This window comes from Komagataeibacter rhaeticus (assembly GCF_003207855.1).
GTDB classification, from domain to species: domain Bacteria; phylum Pseudomonadota; class Alphaproteobacteria; order Acetobacterales; family Acetobacteraceae; genus Komagataeibacter; species Komagataeibacter rhaeticus.
In genome coordinates this window covers 258169-276464 of sequence record NZ_NKTZ01000004.1, presented here as the reverse complement: position 1 = coordinate 276464, position 18296 = coordinate 258169, and the positions used below count along the sequence as shown (strand labels likewise).

Annotated in this window: 14 protein-coding genes and 1 tRNA gene; 8 read left to right on the top strand and 7 right to left on the bottom strand. The window is 64.9% G+C overall.

Annotated features, from left to right (window positions below; all coding sequences use genetic code 11):
- Window positions 1-62: 62 nt before the first annotated feature.
- The 5 genes from CFR78_RS06935 to CFR78_RS06915 form a co-directional block, all read right to left on the bottom strand.
- Window positions 63-1457 carry an ABC1 kinase family protein gene (locus CFR78_RS06935; RefSeq protein WP_034929253.1) on the bottom strand — a complete coding sequence of 465 codons (1395 nt, stop codon included), beginning with the start codon at window positions 1455-1457 and terminating at the stop codon, window positions 63-65.
- Complete coding sequence (locus tag CFR78_RS06930) at window positions 1438-3282, bottom strand: M3 family oligoendopeptidase (protein ID WP_110581048.1); 1845 nt, start codon at window positions 3280-3282, stop codon at window positions 1438-1440. Before CFR78_RS06930 ends, CFR78_RS06935 begins: the two co-directional genes overlap by 20 nt.
- A gap of 197 nt (window positions 3283-3479) precedes the next feature.
- Window positions 3480-8012 carry a glutamate synthase large subunit gene (gene gltB / locus CFR78_RS06925; protein WP_034929245.1) on the bottom strand — a complete coding sequence of 1511 codons (4533 nt, stop codon included), beginning with the start codon at window positions 8010-8012 and terminating at the stop codon, window positions 3480-3482.
- A gap of 2 nt (window positions 8013-8014) precedes the next feature.
- Window positions 8015-9469 carry an NAD(P)-dependent oxidoreductase gene (locus CFR78_RS06920; protein WP_034929242.1) on the bottom strand — a complete coding sequence of 485 codons (1455 nt, stop codon included), beginning with the start codon at window positions 9467-9469 and terminating at the stop codon, window positions 8015-8017.
- Window positions 9470-9622: 153 nt separating this feature from the next.
- Window positions 9623-10516 (bottom strand): complex I NDUFA9 subunit family protein, encoded by an 894-nt coding sequence (locus CFR78_RS06915; protein WP_034929239.1) that lies wholly within the window; start codon window positions 10514-10516, stop codon window positions 9623-9625.
- A gap of 224 nt (window positions 10517-10740) precedes the next feature.
- Between CFR78_RS06915 and CFR78_RS06910 the strand changes: the two genes are divergently transcribed.
- The 7 genes from CFR78_RS06910 (at window position 10741) to hpf (ending at window position 16545) form a co-directional block, all read left to right on the top strand.
- A tRNA-Leu gene (locus CFR78_RS06910) sits at window positions 10741-10827 on the top strand.
- A gap of 252 nt (window positions 10828-11079) precedes the next feature.
- Window positions 11080-11727 carry a ribonuclease D gene (locus CFR78_RS06905; RefSeq protein ID WP_007399197.1) on the top strand — a complete coding sequence of 216 codons (648 nt, stop codon included), beginning with the start codon at window positions 11080-11082 and terminating at the stop codon, window positions 11725-11727.
- A gap of 49 nt (window positions 11728-11776) precedes the next feature.
- Window positions 11777-12832, top strand: coding sequence for a KpsF/GutQ family sugar-phosphate isomerase (locus CFR78_RS06900; RefSeq protein WP_007399196.1), 1056 nt, complete (start codon window positions 11777-11779; stop codon window positions 12830-12832).
- Entirely contained in the window at window positions 12829-13566 is a 738-nt protein-coding gene (gene lptC, locus CFR78_RS06895; RefSeq protein ID WP_034929234.1) for an LPS export ABC transporter periplasmic protein LptC, read from the top strand. Before CFR78_RS06900 ends, lptC begins: the two co-directional genes overlap by 4 nt.
- Complete coding sequence (locus CFR78_RS06890) at window positions 13566-14837, top strand: LptA/OstA family protein (RefSeq protein WP_034929232.1); 1272 nt, start codon at window positions 13566-13568, stop codon at window positions 14835-14837. The genes lptC and CFR78_RS06890 overlap by 1 nt, the downstream gene beginning before the upstream one ends.
- Window positions 14834-15625, top strand: coding sequence for an LPS export ABC transporter ATP-binding protein (lptB, locus tag CFR78_RS06885; protein ID WP_007399193.1), 792 nt, complete (start codon window positions 14834-14836; stop codon window positions 15623-15625). Before CFR78_RS06890 ends, lptB begins: the two co-directional genes overlap by 4 nt.
- A gap of 284 nt (window positions 15626-15909) precedes the next feature.
- A complete protein-coding gene (hpf, locus tag CFR78_RS06880) occupies window positions 15910-16545 on the top strand; it encodes a ribosome hibernation-promoting factor, HPF/YfiA family (protein WP_034929229.1) in 636 nt (211 codons plus the stop codon).
- A gap of 133 nt (window positions 16546-16678) precedes the next feature.
- Here hpf and CFR78_RS06875 read toward each other — a convergent pair whose 3' ends face one another.
- Window positions 16679-16939 carry a DUF1150 family protein gene (locus tag CFR78_RS06875; RefSeq protein ID WP_034929226.1) on the bottom strand — a complete coding sequence of 87 codons (261 nt, stop codon included), beginning with the start codon at window positions 16937-16939 and terminating at the stop codon, window positions 16679-16681.
- 84 nt (window positions 16940-17023) lie between these two features.
- Window positions 17024-17503, bottom strand: coding sequence for an Hsp20 family protein (locus CFR78_RS06870; RefSeq protein ID WP_007399190.1), 480 nt, complete (start codon window positions 17501-17503; stop codon window positions 17024-17026).
- Between the two features lie 223 nt (window positions 17504-17726).
- On the opposite strand from CFR78_RS06870, the gene def reads away from it, so the two are divergent.
- Window positions 17727-18269: a peptide deformylase gene (def, locus tag CFR78_RS06865; RefSeq protein ID WP_007399189.1), complete on the top strand. Its 543-nt coding sequence runs from the start codon at window positions 17727-17729 to the stop codon at window positions 18267-18269.
- Window positions 18270-18296: the final 27 nt, after the last annotated feature.

Sequence of the window (18296 nt, the reverse complement as noted above, 5' to 3'; positions counted from 1 at the left end):
ACAGTGGGGATGCCGCCGCCGCGACGCAAGGGCCACATGGCGGGATCGCACCCCCCTTCCCATCACGCCCGTGCGCCCAGGGGCGGCGGCACGCGGGCTTCGCGCAGGGCATCGGCCTGCCGCCGGGCCAGTGCGGCTTCATTGAAATCCGCCGCCACTTCCTGAAACAGCCGGTGCCAGTTCACTTTTGCCTTCAGCCGCAGGAACACGCTGCCCAGCCCCACGGCGGACCGGTCCACCAGCACGAATTCGCGCGGCGGCTGCACCCCCCCGGTACGCTTCAGGCCGTTATAGACCCGCTCGGCCACGGCCCGGCCGTATTGCGGGTCGTTATCTTCCTGAATGAAGCGTTCACGGTCGTCCAGCAGCGGGCCATAGATGAAGCGCGCCCATTCATTGAGCACACGCATCGTGTCACGCGACAGGTTGGTAAAGCCCCATGCCGCATAGGCATGCATGGCCAGATCCTCGTCATCCGTCTCGATCGCCCTGTGCAGGTCGATGATGCCCTGTACAAAACGCGGCGGGAAAATGCGGATCGCACCAAAATCAAGCAGGTTGATCCCGAAATCATCGCGCACGGTAAAATTGCCCATGTGCGGGTCCCCATGGATCACGCCGTAACGGTAAAGCGGGGCATACCAGGCGCGGAACAGGGCACGCGCCATGCTGTTGCGCTCTTCCTGCGTGGGGTTGGTGTCCAGCACCTTCTGCACGCCGCGCCCGTTGACCCATTCCATGGTCAGCAGGCGCCGGGTGCACAGGGCATCGATGGGCCGGGGAATGGTCACGTCCGGAAAATCGGCCAGCATCAGGTGGTAGAGCCGCATGTTCGCGGCCTCGCGCTGGTAATCCAGTTCCTCGTACAGCCGGTCCTGAAGTTCTTCCAGCACGTCATCCTGGCAGATCGTGCTGTCCAGCCGGTAGAACAGTCCCACCGCCAGACGGAACTGGCGCAGGTCGGATTCGACCGTTGATTTCATGTCCGGATACTGCAGCTTGCACGCCACCTCCCGCCCGTCGGGCAGGACCGCGCGGTGGACCTGCCCCAGGCTTGCGGCGGCCGAGGCCTCGCGGCTGAAGGAGCGGAAACTGCGCTCCCAGTTCGGTCCCAGTTCGGCGGACATGCGGCGGCGGACGAAATTCCACCCCATGGGCGGCGCATTGGCCTGAAGCTGGGCCAGTTCCTTGGCGTATTCCTCGGGCAGGGCACCGGGAATGGTGGACAGAAGCTGCGCGCCCTTCATCAGCGGGCCTTTCAGCCCGCCCAGCACGCTTTTCAGGTCCTCGGCATGGATGCTCTGGCTGGAGGGGCGGAACCCCATCTTGTGCCCGGCAATACGGGCGGCAATGCCGCCCACCGTGCCCGACGTGCGCACCATGCGGCGGAATTCACCAAACAGGCCGGTATTGTCGATATTCCGTTCATCCGCCACGTCAGACACGCTCCAGTTCATCAATAAATCCGGCGATCACATCCAGCCCCTTCTGCCAGAAACCGGGGTCCGCCGCATCCAGCCCGAAGGGGGCAAGCAGTTCACGGTGCCGCTTCGTGCCGCCTGCCGCCAGCATGTCGAGATACTTGTCCTGAAAACCCGGATGCCCGGAGTGGAACACACCGTATAGCGCGTTTACCAGACAATCACCAAAGGCATAGGCGTACACATAAAATGGTGAATGGATGAAATGCGGGACATAGGTCCAGTACACATCATAATCCGGCGTGAAGTTGAAGGCGGGGCCAAGGCTTTCGGCCTGGGTCTGGCGCCAGATCTCGCCAATGCGCGCGGGCAGCAGTTCACCCTTGCGGCGTTCCTCATGCACCAGTGTCTCGAAACGGTAGAAGGCGACCTGACGCACCACGGTGTTGAGCATGTCCTCCACCTTGGCCGCCAGCATGAGCCTGCGGCGTGTGGGATCGGTCTGGGCATCAAGCAGCGCGCGGAAGGTCAGCATCTCGCCAAACACGCTGGCGGTCTCGGCCAGGGTGAGCGGCGTGCTGGACATGAGGTAGCCCTGCCGTCCCGCCAGCACCTGATGCACGCCATGACCCAGTTCATGCGCCAGTGTCATCACATCGCGCGTGCGGCCACGGTAGTTGAGCAGCAGGTAGGGATGGACCGACGGCACCGTAGGATGGGCGAACGCGCCCGACGCCTTGCCCGGCACCGGGGGCGCGTCAATCCATGCATGGTCGAAAAATTCCTTCGCCACCTTTCCCATGCGCGGATCGAAGCCCTCATAGGCACCCAGCACCTGCCCGGTCGCCTCCGTCCACCCGATCAGCGGTTCATCCTGCGTGGTCAGCGGGGCATTGCGGTCCCAGTATTCCAGCTTTTCCAGCCCCAGCCACTTCGCCTTGAGCGCGTAATAGCGGTGCGACAGGCGCGGATAGGCTTCGGTCACGGCCTGCACCAGCGCGTCGACCACCTCGTCCTCGACCATGTTGGCGCAGTTGCGCGCCGATGTGGGGCGCGGGTAATGCCGCAGCCCGTCCATGATCGCCTTGTCCTTGGCCAGCGTGTTGGTAATGAGCGAGAACAGCTTCACGTTCCGGCCCAGTTCATCGCCAATGGCGCGCGCGGCACTGGCGCGCACGCTGCGATCGGGACTGGACATGGTATCCAGCGCGTTGCCCAGTGTCAGGCTCTCGCCGCCCACGCGCACGCGCAGCCCGGCCATCGTCTCGTCAAACAGGCGGTTCCACGCGGCCGGGCCGGTGACCGATTTTTCATGCAGCACCGCCTCCACCTCGTCGGGAAGCTGGTAGGGGCGGAAGACACGCAGGTCACGCAGGAAAGGCGCCCAGTGGGCCAGTGCCGGATCGCTCATCTGGGCGGCCAGCACGTCATCGGGAATCCGGTTGATCTCGAGCGTGAAGAACAGCAGATGGGTGGAAATAGCGGTCAGCCGCTCATTGACCGACTGGGCGAAGCGCGCCACCTCCGAATCCGATGTATTGGCCGCGAACAGCAGCTGGGCATATGACCCGGCCCGGCCCAGCACTTCGTCAATCCGCTGGTATTCGGCAATGGCCTGCGCAAGTTCGCCGCCGGCCACGCTGGCCAGGCGGCCCTGCCACACGCGGGCGAAATCCTGCGAATCCGCATCCGCCTGATCCAGGTCGGTGGCAAGCTGTGGGGCCTGCGGGCCTTCATACAGATCCGACAGGTCCCATCGCGGCAGGCCCGACAGGCCGGGCGCACCGCCAGAGGGCTGGCCCGCTTCCTCCCGCACGGGCGAAAGGGCGGATACGGGAGCGGAAAAATACGCTTTGGACATAGATCGACCACCAACCATCACATCAGGCAGGCCCGGCACCCATGCGCCAGCCCCGCGATTCCCATGTGGTCAAACCTAATGCGTCCCGCAAGCCCGCGCGACCCCGCTGGCCAATATTCTGCCCCGCATACGAAAGGAGCCGGGCATTGCCGCCCGGCTCCCCTGCTGGTCATGACTGGAAAAAAGGCTGCGGCGGCTTACGCTCCCCGCGCCAGGGCCGGGGCCTCGAAGCCGATCACACGCGCATATTCCGTGGGCACGACATGCCAGAAACGCGGCAGCGTCCTGTCCCAGTTATGCAGCAGCAGTTCGGCATAGTGGCTGCCGGTCTCGCGGGCATGGATCTCGACCTGTTCACGCAGCACGGCTTCCCATTTCGGGTCCTGCACGCGGCACCACATGACGGTATCGGGGTTCACGCGCTCGGCAAAGGTGCCGCTGGCGTCGTATACAAACGCCATGCCGCCGGTAAAGCCCGCGCCAAAATTGTCGCCCGTATCGCCCAGGATAACCACCGTGCCGCCGGTCATGTATTCACAGCCGTTGGACCCGCAGCCCTCGACCACGGCGGTGGCACCCGAGTTACGCACCGCAAAGCGCTCGCCCGCCTGGCCTGCCGCATACAGCGCACCGGCCGTGGCGCCATACAGCACCGTGTTGCCGATAATCGCGTTCTCGTTCGAGACAAGGCTGGAGGAAGGCGAAGGCCGCACCACGATGGTCGCCCCCGAAAGCCCCTTGCCCACATAGTCGTTGGCATCGCCCAGCACCTCGAGCTTGAGGCCCTGCACCGCGAACGCCCCCAGCGACTGCCCGGCCGAACCACGCAGCCGCACCGTAAGGTGGCCCGGTGCCAGCGTGCTCATGCCGAACTGCCGCACGATCAGCGAGGAAATGCGCGTGCCGATGGCGCGATGCGTGTTCTGCACGTTGTACTGCAGTTGCATCTTCTCACCATGGTCGAACAGCGGGCGCGCATCGGCAATCATCTGCGCATCCAGCGTCTCGGGCACTTCGTTGCGGCCCTCTCGCGTGCAGTAGCGGCCATAGGGGCCGGGGTCCGCCTGGGCCAGCAGCGAATTGAGGTCAAGGTCATCAAGGTAGTCCGCCCCGCGCAGCACCTGATGCAGCAGGTCGGTGCGGCCGATGATCTCGTTCAGCGTGGCAAAACCCAGCGAGGCGAGGATGTTGCGCACGTCCTCGGCAATGAAGGAGAACAGGTTGATCACCTTCTCCGGCGTGCCCTCGAACTTGCGGCGCAGTTCGTCATCCTGCGTGCACACGCCCACGGGGCAGGTGTTGGAATGGCACTGGCGCACCATGATGCAGCCCATGGCCACAAGGCTTGCGGTGCCGATGCCGAATTCCTCCGCCCCCAGCATGGCGGCGATCACCACATCACGCCCGGTTTTCAGCCCGCCATCGGCGCGCAGCTTCACCCGGTGGCGCAGGCGGTTGAGCATCAGGACCTGATGCGCTTCCGCCAGACCCAGTTCCCACGGCATGCCCGCATACTTGACCGAAGACTGCGGGCTTGCGCCCGTGCCGCCGGAATGACCGGAAATCAGGATCGCATCCGCCTTGGCCTTGGCCACACCGGCCGCGATCGTGCCGATGCCGGAGCGGGCGACCAGCTTCACGGTCACGGTGGCCTCGGGGTTGATCTGCTTGAGATCGTAGATGAGCTGGGCCAAGTCCTCGATCGAATAGATGTCATGGTGCGGCGGGGGCGAGATCAGGGTCACGCCTTCGGTCGCATGGCGCAGCTTTGCAATCAGGCCCGTGACCTTGAAGCCGGGAAGCTGCCCGCCCTCGCCGGGCTTGGCCCCCTGCGCCATCTTGATCTCGATCTCGCGGCAGTCATTGAGATACTGCGCGGTCACGCCAAAACGGCCCGACGCGATCTGCTTGATGGCAGAGGATGCGTTATCCCCGTTGGGGCGCGGCTTCGCGCGTGCCGGGTCTTCACCGCCCTCACCCGAATCGGACTTGGCGCCGATGCGGTTCATGGCGATGGACAGCGTTTCATGCGCTTCGGGGCTGAGTGCGCCCAGCGAAATGCCGGGGGCGATCAGGCGCTTGCGCAGTTCGGTGATGCTCTCGACCGATTCCACGGGGATGGCCGTGCGCCCGCCACGGAAATCCAGCAGGTCACGCAGCGCCACCGGCGGCTGGCGGCGCACCGCATCGGCATAACGCTGGTAGACCGAGAAGCTGCCCGTGGTCACGGCGGTCTGGAGCATGTGGATCAGGTTGCCGTCAAAGGCATGCACCTCTCCACTGCGGCGCAGCTTGTAGCGCCCGCCGACGGACAGGGTTTCGACCTGCCGGTTCCATGCCTTGTGATGGAAGCTGAGCACATTGCGCGCGATACCGGTCAGGCCGATGCCGGAAATGCGCGAGGGCATGCCGGGAAAGAACTCCGCCGTCAGCGCGCGCGACAGCCCGATGGCCTCGAAATTATAGCCGCCACGATACGATGCCACGATGGAGATACCCATCTTGGACATGATCTTGAGCAGGCCCTTGTTCACCGCCTTGCGGTAGCGCTCCACCGACTCGCTCAGTGTCAGCTTGCCAAACAGGCCACGGCGGTGGCGGTCGGCGATGCTTTCCTGCGCAAGATACGGATTGACCGTGGTCGCCCCCACCCCGATCGTGACCGCGATGGCATGCACGTCCAGCGCCCCCGCCGAACGGACATTGAGCGAGGTGAACGTACGCAGCGACTGGCGCACAAGATGCGTATGCACCGCAGCCGTTGCCAGGATCATGGGAATGTAGGCGTGTTCACCCGACTGGTGCTCATCGGTCAGGAAGACATGGGTGCAGCCCTGGCGCACGCGGTCCTCGGCCTCGGCCCGGATGCGGGCGATGGCGGCCCGCAGGCCCGCTTCCCCGTCGGCGGCGGGGAAGGTGCAGTCGATGATGCAGGCATCCTTGCCACAGAAATCGACCAGCGCCTGGAATTCACCCGTGGTCAGCACCGGAGAGGGCAGCTGGAGCAGGTCGCACTGGCTCTCGCTTTCCTCCAGGATGTTGCCAAGGTTGCCCAGCCGGGTCACGAGGCTCATCACCCGCGTCTCCCGCAGGCTGTCGATGGGCGGGTTGGTGACCTGGCTGAACGCCTGGCGGAAATAATGCGCAAGCCCCCGGTAGCGGGTGGACAGCACGGCCAGCGGCGTATCATCCCCCATCGAACCGATGGCCTCGGACGCATTTTCCACCATCGGCTGGAGAATGGTCTCAAGGTCTTCCAGCGTCAGGCCAACGGCAAGCTGGCGGCGGCGCAGCATCTCGGCATCATACAGCACCGGCTCGCTGCCATCGGGGCGGACGATGCTGGAGATTTCCTGCGTGCGCCTGACCCAGGCGGAGAAATCCTGTCGGCCGGACAGTTCATCCAGCAGTTCCTCGTTGCTGTAGAGCCTTGCCGTATGCAGGTCGAGTGCGAGCGACTGCCCCGGCCCAAGGCGGCCACGGCTGACGATATCGGCTTCGGGCACCTTTACCATGCCCGTCTCGGACCCCACGATCAGCAGGCCGCTGCCGGTCACGGTATAGCGCAGCGGGCGCAGGCCGCTGCGGTCAAGGCCGGCCACCATCCAGCGCCCGTCGGTGGCACAGATGGCGGCAGGCCCGTCCCACGGCTCCATCACCGCGTTGCAGTAGGAATACATGTCCCGGTGGCGCTGCGGCATGGCGGAATTGCCGCCCAGGCTGGCCGGTACCATAAGGCAGCGCGCCATGGGCGCGTCACGACCGGCGAATGTCAGCAGTTCGAACACGTTGTCAAAACACGCCGTGTCCGACCCCTGCGCCTGCACCACGGGCTTGAGGTCGTCCATGTACGGGTCAAGGACGGGATCGGCCAGCCGGGTCTCGTGGCTTTTCATCCAGTTGACGTTGCCCGAGATGGTGTTGATCTCACCATTATGGGCCAGCCTGCGGAAGGGCTGGGCCAGCTTCCATGTGGGGAAGGTGTTGGTCGAGTACCGCTGGTGATAGATGGCAAAGCGGCTGACGAAGCGCGGGTCGAGCAGGTCGGGATAGAACTCCGTCAGGTGCTCGGCCAGGAACATGCCCTTGTAGATCAGTGAACGGCACGACAGCGAGCAGACATACAGGTCCACCTGATTGGCGATCGCACTTTTCTCGATCTTGCGGCGGATCACGTACAGGTCGCGCTCGAACTCGGCCTCGGCACTGCCGGGCAGGTTGCGGATCAGGATCTGCTCGATCTCGGGGCGGGTGGCATTGGCCTTCTCACCAATGCAGTCGGTATTGATGGGCACCTGCCGCCAGCCATAGATGCTGTAGCCAAACGCCAGGATCTCGCTTTCGATGATCTGGCGGCAGCGTTCCTGGGCCGCGATATCGGTCTTGGGCAGGAAGACCATGCCCACCGCGATCTGGCTGTCCACCCCGCCTTCGGCGCCACCGGCATGGATCGCGTCGGCAAAGAAATCCTGCGGGATCTCGACATGGATGCCCGCGCCATCGCCGGTCTTGCCATCGGCATCGACAGCACCCCGGTGCCACACGGCCTTCAGGGCCGCGATGCCCGCTTCCACCACGTCGCGGCGCGGCTTGCCATCAAGGGCTGCGACCATGCCCACACCACAGGCATCATGCTCATCAGCGGGGGTGTACAGGCCGGAGATGGCCTGTGCATTGTCCTGCCATTCCTGAACGAAACCGGTGGGCTGGTTTTCAAACTGGTCCATCATGCTTACTCCGCCACCTCGGCCTGTGCGGCCGTCAATTCCTCAAGCCATGCGTGCATCTGGGCTGCGGCATCCCGCCCGTCGCGGATGGCCCACACCACCAGGCTGGCCCCGCGCACGATGTCGCCGGCCGCGAATACGCCGGGCAGGCTGGTCATGAACGTCTTGCGATCGACCATGAGCGTGCCCCAGCGCGAGACCTCCAGTTCCGGCTGGCCCCACAGCGTGGGCAGCGGTTCGGGGTCGAAGCCCAGCGCCTTGACCACCATGTCGGCTTCCAGCGTAAAGGCGCTGCCTTCCACCGGCTCGACCGACTGGCGGCCGGAGGCATCGGGCAGGCCCAGCTTCATGCGGGTCGCACGCACGCCGGTCACGCCGCCCTCGCCCTCGAATGCCTGCGGGGCGGCAAGCCAGACGAACTCCACGCCCTCTTCCTCGGCATTCTTCACTTCCCGCACCGAGCCGGGCATGTTGGCGCGGTCGCGGCGGTACAGGCACTTCACCGACTTCGCACCCTGCCGGATGGCGGTACGCACGCAGTCCATGGCCGTATCGCCACCGCCAATCACCACCACCGACTTGCCCGCGGCATTCAGTTCGCCGCTGTCATATTCGGCAACCGTGTCCCCCAGCGAGACACGGTTGGATGCCGTCAGGTAATCCAGCGCGCGCACGATGCCGCCCAGCCCCGCGCCGGGGCCACCGATATCGCGCGACTTGTACACACCCGTTGCGATCAGCACGCCGTCATGGCGCGCGCGCAGGGTGGAAAACGCGATGCTGTCCGCACCGTCCGTATCGCCAATGCCCTTGCCCAGATGGAACTGCACGCCCGATTCCACCAGCAGCCTGTGGCGGCGCAGGACGATATCCTTCTCCAGCTTGAAGCCGGGGATGCCGTACATCAGCAGGCCGCCAACACGGTCGTACCGGTCATAGACATGGACCTGGTAGCCCTGCTCGCGCAGCTGCACCGCAGCGGCCAGCCCGCCGGGACCGGCACCGATGATGGCAACACTTTCATCCCGCTCGACCATCGGCTTTACCGGCCTGACCCAGCCGTTATCAAAGGCGGTATCGGTAATGTAGCGCTCGACCGCGCCGATGGTGACGCTTTCGAATCCTTCCTCGATCACGCAGTTGCCTTCGCACAGGCGGTCCTGCGGGCAGATGCGGCCACAGATTTCGGGGAAGGTGTTGGTGGCGGACGACAGTTCGTATGCCTCCTCCATCCGTCCCGCCGCCGTCATCATCAGCCAGTCGGGGATGTTGTTGCCCAGCGGGCAGTGTACCGAGCAGAACGGCACGCCACACTGCGAACAGCGCGAAGCCTGCGTCTCGGCCTTTGCGGGCACGAACTCGGCATAAATTTCGTTAAAATCCCTGCGGCGCGCCCCGGCAGGCCGTTTGTCCGGCTGCTCCTGCGCCACAGAGACGAATTTCAGCATGCGCTCGGCCATCGGTCTGCCCCTGGTGTGCGGATGAGAAGGAAGCCACGGCAGCACCAGCGCGCCCATGGCGAAGGACAGACCTACGCACCACCGCGCGAAAATAAAAGACAGCAGTGCTGACCTTTATGGGGAAAAACGGCAAATTTCCCCAGTTTCCCTCCCTTATCCCAGGATCAGGTCCATCGGCGCGGGGGTTATGCCCAGCATTTCGATGGTGCGCGCGCCGGGCGCCACGACGTTATCGACATAGAGCAGCCTGACCTGGTCACGCGTCAGCACCTTGCCGGGCAGGTGCTCCAGCACGCCGGCCTGCGCATTGGCCAGCCAGCGCGGCACCTCGAACAGCGGGCGCGGATGCCCCGCCCAGCGCGCCGACCACGCCACGATCTGGCGCATGGTCATGATGCGCGGGCCGCCAAATTCGAACACGACCCCGGCCATGGACCCATCGGTTGCAAGGCGCAGCATGCCTTCGGCCACATCCCCCACCCAGACCGGCTGGAAACGGGTGGCCGCCCCGAACACCGGCACCACCGGCATGAAGCGCGCCATGCGCGCGAACATGGCGGGAAAGGGGCCGCCCACCCCGAATATGAGCGAGGGGCGGATGATCACCGCCCCTGGCATGGCGCGGGTGACGGCGCATTCCCCTTCCGCCTTGCTGCGGGCGTAAGCGGACGGGCTGCTGACATCCGCCCCCAGCGCCGAGACATGGATCAGCCGCTCCACCCCCGCGCAGGCGGCCAGACGGGCCACGCGCGCGGCACCTTCGACATGGATCGCCTCGAACGTCGCCAGCCCGCGTGGCGAGAGGACTCCCACCAGGTTGATGGCCAGGTCACACCCCTCCAGCGCCGCGACGCAGCCCGCCTCGTCCATGATGGAGGCGACAACGGGCACCACCTGACCCACATCCCCCAGCATGCGCAGGGTCGCGGCCAGCCGTGCGGTGCGCCCGGCCACGCGCACCACATAACCCGCCCGCGCCAGACGCCCCACGACGGACTGCCCGACAAAGCCCGATCCACCAAAAACCGTTGCCACCTTCCGTGTCATGACCTGCTCCCGTGTGTGGCGCGTGAGTGCGCTGCCGCCTTTTTTCGCATGCGGGGCCGGGGGCGGCACAGTCAATTCTCCCGCCCGCGCGCCCCATGCCACGGGGCGAAAAGAAAAAAATGCGCCTGATTTCAAAAAAAACCATTTAGCCTGTTGACCGCCCCCGCGTGCCGGACTAAACAGCGCTCACACCACCCCGGCGGCCTCCGCTGGGGAGCCTCTGAGCCCAGATGGCGGAATTGGTAGACGCGCAGGTTTCAGGTACCTGTGGCCGCAAGGTCGTGGAAGTTCGAGTCTTCTTCTGGGCACCAGCTTTTCTGAAAAATCGGATACTACTCCCCTCCGGGGGTTGGTCAGGGCAGCCCCGCCGGGTCTGCCCCGTATCTTTTTTGCCTGTTTCCCGGTTCAAATTGGTGTAAACCGCCCCCTATGCATCCTTCGCGCGCAGGTTCGCCCGCGCGGCCCGGCACCTGCCGGACCTGCACTGCAACGGCCGGCCTTCCTTGCGGTTGCCTGCCAGACCTGCCACCGTGAAGGGCCTATCGTGACGGAGCGTTCTCAACATGGCTGCAAGCCCGGTACCCGATGCCATCCATTTCCATCGCGGCGACCTGCCCGCCGATGTGACCTTTACCGGCATGGTGGCCGTCGATACCGAAACGATGGGCCTCAACCCGCATCGTGACCGCCTGTGCCTGGTCCAGCTTTCGGCAGGGGACGGACAGGCCCACCTCGTGCAGGTTCCCCCCCACGCAACGGCGGCCGGCTTTCCCAACCTGGTGCGCGTGCTGACCGATGCCCGCGTGCCCAAGATCATGCATTTCGCCCGGTTCGACGTGGCGATTCTCCAGCACACGTTCAATGTGACCGTAGCGCCGTGCATCTGCACCAAGGTCGCCTCCAAGCTGGTGCGCACCTATACCGACCGCCATGGCCTGGCCAATCTGTGCCGGGAACTGCTGGGGGTGGAACTGAGCAAGCAGCAGCAGAGTTCGGACTGGGGTGCTACGGACCTGACGCGCGAACAGCTATGCTATGCGGCATCCGACGTGCTGTACCTGCATGCATTGTGGGAAAGGCTGGAGGCCCTGCTGCACCGCGAAGGCCGGCGCGACGTGGCGCAGGCCTGCTTTGATTTCATGCCAGCGCGTGCACGTCTTGATATACTGGGCTATCAGGATCCGGACATTTTCGCGCATCGGGCCGCCTGACACCGCTCCCGGCCCCGCCGGCAGCCTGTCGCAACAACACAGATCGGGCATGAACAGCAGCCTTTCCCCCTTTCCCCCCTCCCCCCCCGATGCAAGCATGCCGACGCCACAGGCGCGCATACTGCTGGATGCATGCGGCGTGCTGCGCACCGAATCCGCCGGCCTGCAGGCCATGATCACCGCACTGGAGGCCCCCCCGAGACCGGGGGAAGCCGGTCTGGGGCAGGCCTTCATCCAGGCGGTCGAGCGCATCCTGTCGGACAACATGCGCGTGGTGGTGACCGGCATCGGCAAGTCGGGGCATATCGGGCGCAAGATACAGGCGACCCTGGCCTCCACCGGCACGCCGGCCATCTTCGTGCATCCGGCCGAGGCCTCGCACGGGGATCTGGGCATGCTGCAGAAGGGGGATGCGGTACTCGCCATCTCCAATTCCGGCGAGACGGCGGAAATGGCCGACGTCATCTCCCATGCCCGCCGCTTCGGCATGCTGCTGATCGCCATGACATCCTGCGCGCACTCCACTCTGGCACGCACGGCGGATATCGTGCTGCTGCTGCCCCGCGCGCCCGAAGCCTGCCCCAACGGCCTGGCCCCCACCACCAGTTCCACCATGCAGCTGGCGCTGGGCGATGCGCTGGCCATCGTGCTGCTGCAGCGCCGCGGGTTCAGCGCCAGTGACTTTGGCGTCTTCCACCCCGGCGGGCGGCTGGGCACGCAGCTGCGCCGCGTGCGTGAACTCATGCATCCCGGCCCGAGCATGCCGCTGGGCACACCCGACACGCCGCTGCGGCAGGTGATCATGGAAATGACACGCAAGGCCTTTGGCTGCATGGGGGTGGTGGATGCGAACAACCGCCTGGTCGGGCTGATCACCGATCGTGACCTGCGCCTGGCGCTGGAACTGGACCTTGACCATACGCGCGCCGCCGACATCATGAACACCCAGCCCCAGACCATTGGCTCCGACGTTCTGGCGGCGGAAGCGCTGCGCATCATGAATGACCGCCCCCGACCGATCTCGAGCATCTTCGTGCTGAATGACACGGACCAGCCCGTCGGCATCGTCCACCTGCACGACCTGCTGCGTGCTGGCATTGCATGACGGACCAGCCTGACGACAGGAACGGGGGCAACGCGCCCGACCGCATCGAGCGCGAGGACTATGCCCGCAGCGCCGCCGATGTGGAGCGCCAGCGCAGCATATTCGACCAGTCCACCCGCACGCGGCTGCTGCCCAATGCCGCCGATCTTGCGCGGCGACAGACCATCATGCGTTCGGCCAAGTGGATGCTGCCGCTGCTGGCCCTTGTCCTGCTTGGCTCCATCGCGGCATGGCCCGCCGTGCAGCGCGCCGTGATCATGCATACCGGCACCATGGCGCAGATGAGCCATGTGCGCGTGAAAAGCGGCAGCATGCTCAACCCGACCTATCGCGGGCTGGACGAACATGGCCGCCCCTACATGATCACCGCCGATGAGGCGCGCCAGATCTCATCCGAACGGATTGACCTGACCAACGCCGCCGCCGATACCCTGATGGATAACGGAAACTGGCTGTACGTGACCGCCAGTGAAGGCGTCTATATCCAGCATGCCCAGATGCTGGACCTGACGCATGCGGTCACGCTCTATCGCAATGACGGAACCCTCATGCTGACCCCCACCGCCGATATCGACATGCGCCACAACATTATCGTAACCGACAGCTGGATCCATGGCGAAGGCCCGATGGGCGTGATGGACGTACAGGGCGGCATGCTGGACATCCATGGCGGCGTCATGCTGTTCCGCGGGCCGGGGCGCATGATCCTCAACGCAGCGGAAAGACCGAACTGATGGCGCGCGCGCGCTCCACCCTCCCGCTGGGCGGCCTCATGCTCGGGCTGGTGGCGGCAGCCCCCGCCATGGCGCAGGGGCTGGACATGTCACACGGCCAGCAGATCAATGTCACGGCCGCGGGCGGCTTTGACTGGGACCAGAATGCCCAGACCGTCACCGCCTATGACCGCGCCCAGGCCATCCGGGGCGACGTGACGGTGCGCGCCGACCGCCTGGTCGCCTTCTACCGCAAGAAGGCCACGGCCCCCACGACAGCGGCCCAGGCCCCGCAGGCGGGCGGCCCGGCCACGGCGGCACCGAAGCCACCGGGCGCCGGCGCCCCGCTGGCCGACCATATGGGGGTTGCCCCCCCGCTTGAAACCCGACGCCCCCACATCACCGACGACTCGGCCACGCCTGCCGCATCCCCCGCAGCGCAGCCCCCTGCCGCGCCCGCCCTGCCCGGCGACCCTGATGTGGATACCAGCCTCGCCACCACATCCGATACCCTGCCCCAGGACCTGCCCACCCCCGACAGGCCGGCCCCGGCGGGCGCGCCCGGTGGCGCGGGTACAGGTGCCGCATCCACAAATGCCCCGGGCGACAGCAGCGGCCCCGGTGGCGCCAGCGAGGTGTACCGGCTGGAAGCCCTGGGCCATGTCCATGCCTTCAATACCAGCGACCAGGCATGGGGCGACCATGCGGTCTATGATGTGGACCAGGCGATCCTGGTCATGACCGGCCAGCACCTGAAAATGACGACCCCGCAGGACATCCTGACCGCGCGCGACGTGCTGGAATATCATTCGCACGAGCACATGTCCGTTGCCCGTGGCAATGCCACCATGACCACCGATGACGGGCGGCAGATCCGTGCCGACGTGCTGGTGGGCTATGACAGGCCGAAGGACCAGCGCAGCCACCCCCGGCGCGAATGGAACGAGACACATCCCAACGGCAAGAAGGACACGCCGGTCGATACCGCCGATGACAGGCCCGCCCCCGGTGCGGGCACGATCGACCATGTCGATGCCTTCGGCCATATCGTGATCCGTACCCGCACCGAAACCGTAACCGGGGACCGGGGCGTCTATGTGCCCGATACGGGCATTGCCCGACTGGTGGGCAACGTGCATATCACCCGTGGGGAAAATCAGGTCAGCGGCACATCGGCCATCGTGAACATGCATACCGATATCGCGACACTGACCGACAACCCCGGCTCACGTGTGAGCGGCCTGGTCATTCCGAACCAGGCTGGCAAGGGTGACAAGGGATCAGCACGATGAACACGACGCCCAAGGCAGAAGCGGCAGACGGGGCGGCCACGACCGAACAGCCGGTTGCCCCCCCCTCCGGCGGGCTGATCGCCAGCGGTATCGGCAAGAGCTACAAGAAGCGGCAGGTGGTGCGCGATGTCTCGCTGCAGGTGCAGCGGGGCGAGGCCGTGGCCCTGCTTGGCCCCAATGGCGCGGGCAAGACCACCAGCTTCTACATGATCGTGGGTCTGGTCCGGCCCGACATGGGCACCATCACGCTGGATGGCGCGGACATAACCCAGTTGCCCATGTACCGCCGCGCGCGGATGGGCATTGGCTACCTGCCACAGGAATCGAGCATCTTCCGTGGCCTGACCGTTGAGCAGAACATCATGGCGGCACTCGAGATCGTGGAACCGGACCCCGACCGACGGCAGACGATGCTGGATGGCCTGCTGGGGGAATTCGGCATTACACGCCTGCGGCATTCCTCATCACTGGCCCTGTCGGGTGGTGAGCGGCGGCGGCTGGAAATTGCCCGCGCGCTGGCCAGCCAGCCGCATTATGTCCTGCTGGACGAACCCCTGGCCGGTATCGACCCCATCGCGGTGGGCGAAATCCGTGACCTGGTGGCCCATCTGAAGGATCGCGGCATCGGGGTGCTGATTACCGACCACAACGTGCGCGAGACGCTGGAAGTCATTGACCGGGCCTACATTATGCATAGCGGGCAGGTGCTGACCGAAGGGCGGCCGGAGGAAATCGTGGCGAACGAGGACGTGCGCCGCGTATATCTGGGCGAGAAATTCACCCTCTAGCCACGATGTCCATCCCCTGTAGGCAGGGGGTGGAATGCAAGCCCCCATTGATAGGAAAATCTGCCATCTCTTATGCAAATAAGGAATGGACAGCAGGCGTGCAACCATGCCCAAATGTTTCCCGTTCGGGACCATGTGCCCGACTGGTACAACACAATAGCATACGCATCGCAGCCCGCATGGGAGCACACGCTCGGCCCTGTAGAGACATCATCATGAACTGAACGACCGTACTGCGTCTCCCGCAGGTGACTGCGCTGTGATCAGATAAGGAGTTGTCCCTTATGCACATCAGTGTTGCCGGAAAGCAGATCGACCTGTCCGATGCCCTGAAACACCGGGTAAGCGCCCATCTGGACCGTATTTCGGAAAAGTATTTCGGGCAGGCCATGGAAGCGCGCGTTACCTTCAGCCGTGCGCGCTCGTTTTTTACCTGTGACATCAACCTCCATGCCTCACGCGGGCTGACCCTGCGCGGCGAGGGCGAAGCCGCCGATGCCCATTCGGCCTTTGACGATGCGGCCGAACACATCGCCCGCCGCCTGCGCCGCTACCACCGCAAGGCCACCAACCATGGCCACATGAAAACCCGCCAGCAGGTGCCCGAATTCGGGCGCAGCTATGTCCTGCGCCCCGGCATGACCACCCCCGCCGCCGCAGGCGAGGAGGAAAGCCCGCTTGAGGAAGAGGACTCGGCCTTGGCCAGCGCCGGACCCTATGCCACGATCATTGCCGAGCGCCCGGCCGAGATCCCGACCCTGAGCGTAAGCGAGGCCGTGATGCGCCTTGACCTGGCCGACAGCCAGATCCAGCTTTTCCGCAACAGCAGGACCGATACCGTCAACGTGCTCTACCGCAGGCCCGATGGCAACATCGGCTGGCTTGATCCCACGGTCAGGGCAGGCAACCAGACGGTGTGAGACCCCTACGGGGTGGGAGGGCCGTGACGCCGGTCCTCCCCCATCCTGTCCCAGTGCGTTGTGGGGTCTGCCACACCATAAAAGGCCCTGTCCGTGCATGCCGGACAGGGCCTCTGTCTAAGAAAGAAAAGAATTAGTGAAGGGGAACCAGCATCATTTCATGCTGGAGGATGGCCCTGACGGCCGTCTCGTGGTCATCGGTTACCGCAAGCGGGGTACCATCCGCGGCATGGATGGCAAAGGCGCCCTGACCTTCCACTTCCACCGCGCGGATGTAGGCCACCGTTTCCATGCCCAGTCCCCGCAGTTCACCGGCCGTTACGGCATGGGGGCCGGCTACCGTTTCCGGGTCATTTTGCAGCAGTACCCGGCCATTCTGTGTCGTGACTCTCATCGCGTTATCTCCTGCATCATGAAGGGATGTCCGTCCCTTCGGGTCCGCATCGCAATACTGGCCGTTCCATTACGGCTTATGCTGTCATTCCTCGTCAATCACCCTCACGACACGTTGCTTGCGCCCCATGGGCACATCCACCACGGGTGGAACACGATCACGCGACGCAGGGGGGGCTGATGGCGCGCGCGAGATCTCGATCTTGCGCACGCGTACTTCCGGCTGCGGGCGGGCCAGTTCGATATGCAGCAGGCCGTTATCCATCCACGCTCCGCCCACCTCGATTCCCTCGGCCAGCACGAACGCCTTCTGGAACTGGCGGGCCGCGATGCCACGATGCAGGAAAATACGCCCCTGCCCGTCGTCACTCTGCCGCCCGCGGATGACCAGCTGGTTGTCTTCCTGCGTGATGTGCAGGTCCTCCATCACGAAACCGGCCACCGCCAGCGTGATGCGCAGGGTCGTGGGGCTGACCTGCTCTATATTATAGGGCGGATAGCCGTCCGTTGCGTTTTTTGATGCCCGTTCAAGCATCTGTTCAAGATGGTCAAACCCCAGGAACATGGGGGACCCGAAGACTCTTCCCGACAAATCGGCCTCCTCTGCTGCGAGCGAGACAAGAAACGTGAAGCGGACCCGCTCAGGCATCCGCTTCCGTCTTTTTACGATATGGGAGAATAATAGCCATGCGCAAGGGGAGGCTCCCGTTCCGTCATGCCGGTACCCTGCGCCATTTTGACCCTATCCCTACTGGCATCACGGGTACGGACACGCTAAATGGCGATCTATGATTGAACATGATGTCATCGCTCAGGCGACCCCCATGCCGATCCTGGTCGCGCCCCAGGCGGTCCTGCGCCAGAAAACCCGCCTTGTCCGCCCCGAGGACATGGACGGCCTGCGCACCATCATCCCCCGCATGTTCGCGGCCATGTACCAGGCCCCCGGCATTGGCCTGGCCGCGCCGCAGGTGGGACTTGGCATGCGCTTTGCCATTGTCGACGTGTCGGACAAGGACGGCCCGCGCAACCCCATCGTGCTGATCAACCCCGAGGTGATTGCCGAGACGGACAGCATGGCCGCGCGTGAGGAAGGCTGCCTGTCGCTGCCCAATCAGTATGCCGAGGTCGTCCGCCCCGAAGCGGTGCGCGTGCGCTACCAGGACATGGAAGGCAAGGTGCAGGAACTGGAAGCCGATGACCTGCTGGCCACCTGCCTGCAGCACGAGATCGACCATCTGGAAGGCATCCTGTTTGTCGATCACCTCTCCACGCTCAAGCGCAACATGATCATGCGCCGCCTGGCCAAGGAACAGCGCCAGAAGCACTGACCCACGCGTGTGGATCACACCGCCGGG

What these genes read in the sequence shown, in the direction of transcription:
- CFR78_RS06905 (WP_007399197.1), top strand. Translation starts at nt 11,080, where the DNA reads ATGGCTGCAAGCCCGGTACCCGATGCCATCCATTTCCATCGCGGCGAC.
- gltB (WP_034929245.1), bottom strand. Translation starts at nt 8,012, where the DNA reads ATGATGGACCAGTTTGAAAACCAGCCCACCGGTTTCGTTCAGGAATGG.
- CFR78_RS06875 (WP_034929226.1), bottom strand. Translation starts at nt 16,939, where the DNA reads ATGAGAGTCACGACACAGAATGGCCGGGTACTGCTGCAAAATGACCCG.
- CFR78_RS06930 (WP_110581048.1), bottom strand. Translation starts at nt 3,282, where the DNA reads ATGTCCAAAGCGTATTTTTCCGCTCCCGTATCCGCCCTTTCGCCCGTG.
- CFR78_RS06870 (WP_007399190.1), bottom strand. Translation starts at nt 17,503, where the DNA reads ATGTTCCTGGGGTTTGACCATCTTGAACAGATGCTTGAACGGGCATCA.
- CFR78_RS06935 (WP_034929253.1), bottom strand. Translation starts at nt 1,457, where the DNA reads ATGAACTGGAGCGTGTCTGACGTGGCGGATGAACGGAATATCGACAAT.
- lptB (WP_007399193.1), top strand. Translation starts at nt 14,834, where the DNA reads ATGAACACGACGCCCAAGGCAGAAGCGGCAGACGGGGCGGCCACGACC.
- CFR78_RS06890 (WP_034929232.1), top strand. Translation starts at nt 13,566, where the DNA reads ATGGCGCGCGCGCGCTCCACCCTCCCGCTGGGCGGCCTCATGCTCGGG.
- CFR78_RS06900 (WP_007399196.1), top strand. Translation starts at nt 11,777, where the DNA reads ATGAACAGCAGCCTTTCCCCCTTTCCCCCCTCCCCCCCCGATGCAAGC.
- hpf (WP_034929229.1), top strand. Translation starts at nt 15,910, where the DNA reads ATGCACATCAGTGTTGCCGGAAAGCAGATCGACCTGTCCGATGCCCTG.
- CFR78_RS06915 (WP_034929239.1), bottom strand. Translation starts at nt 10,516, where the DNA reads ATGACACGGAAGGTGGCAACGGTTTTTGGTGGATCGGGCTTTGTCGGG.
- def (WP_007399189.1), top strand. Translation starts at nt 17,727, where the DNA reads ATGATTGAACATGATGTCATCGCTCAGGCGACCCCCATGCCGATCCTG.
- lptC (WP_034929234.1), top strand. Translation starts at nt 12,829, where the DNA reads ATGACGGACCAGCCTGACGACAGGAACGGGGGCAACGCGCCCGACCGC.
- CFR78_RS06920 (WP_034929242.1), bottom strand. Translation starts at nt 9,469, where the DNA reads ATGGCCGAGCGCATGCTGAAATTCGTCTCTGTGGCGCAGGAGCAGCCG.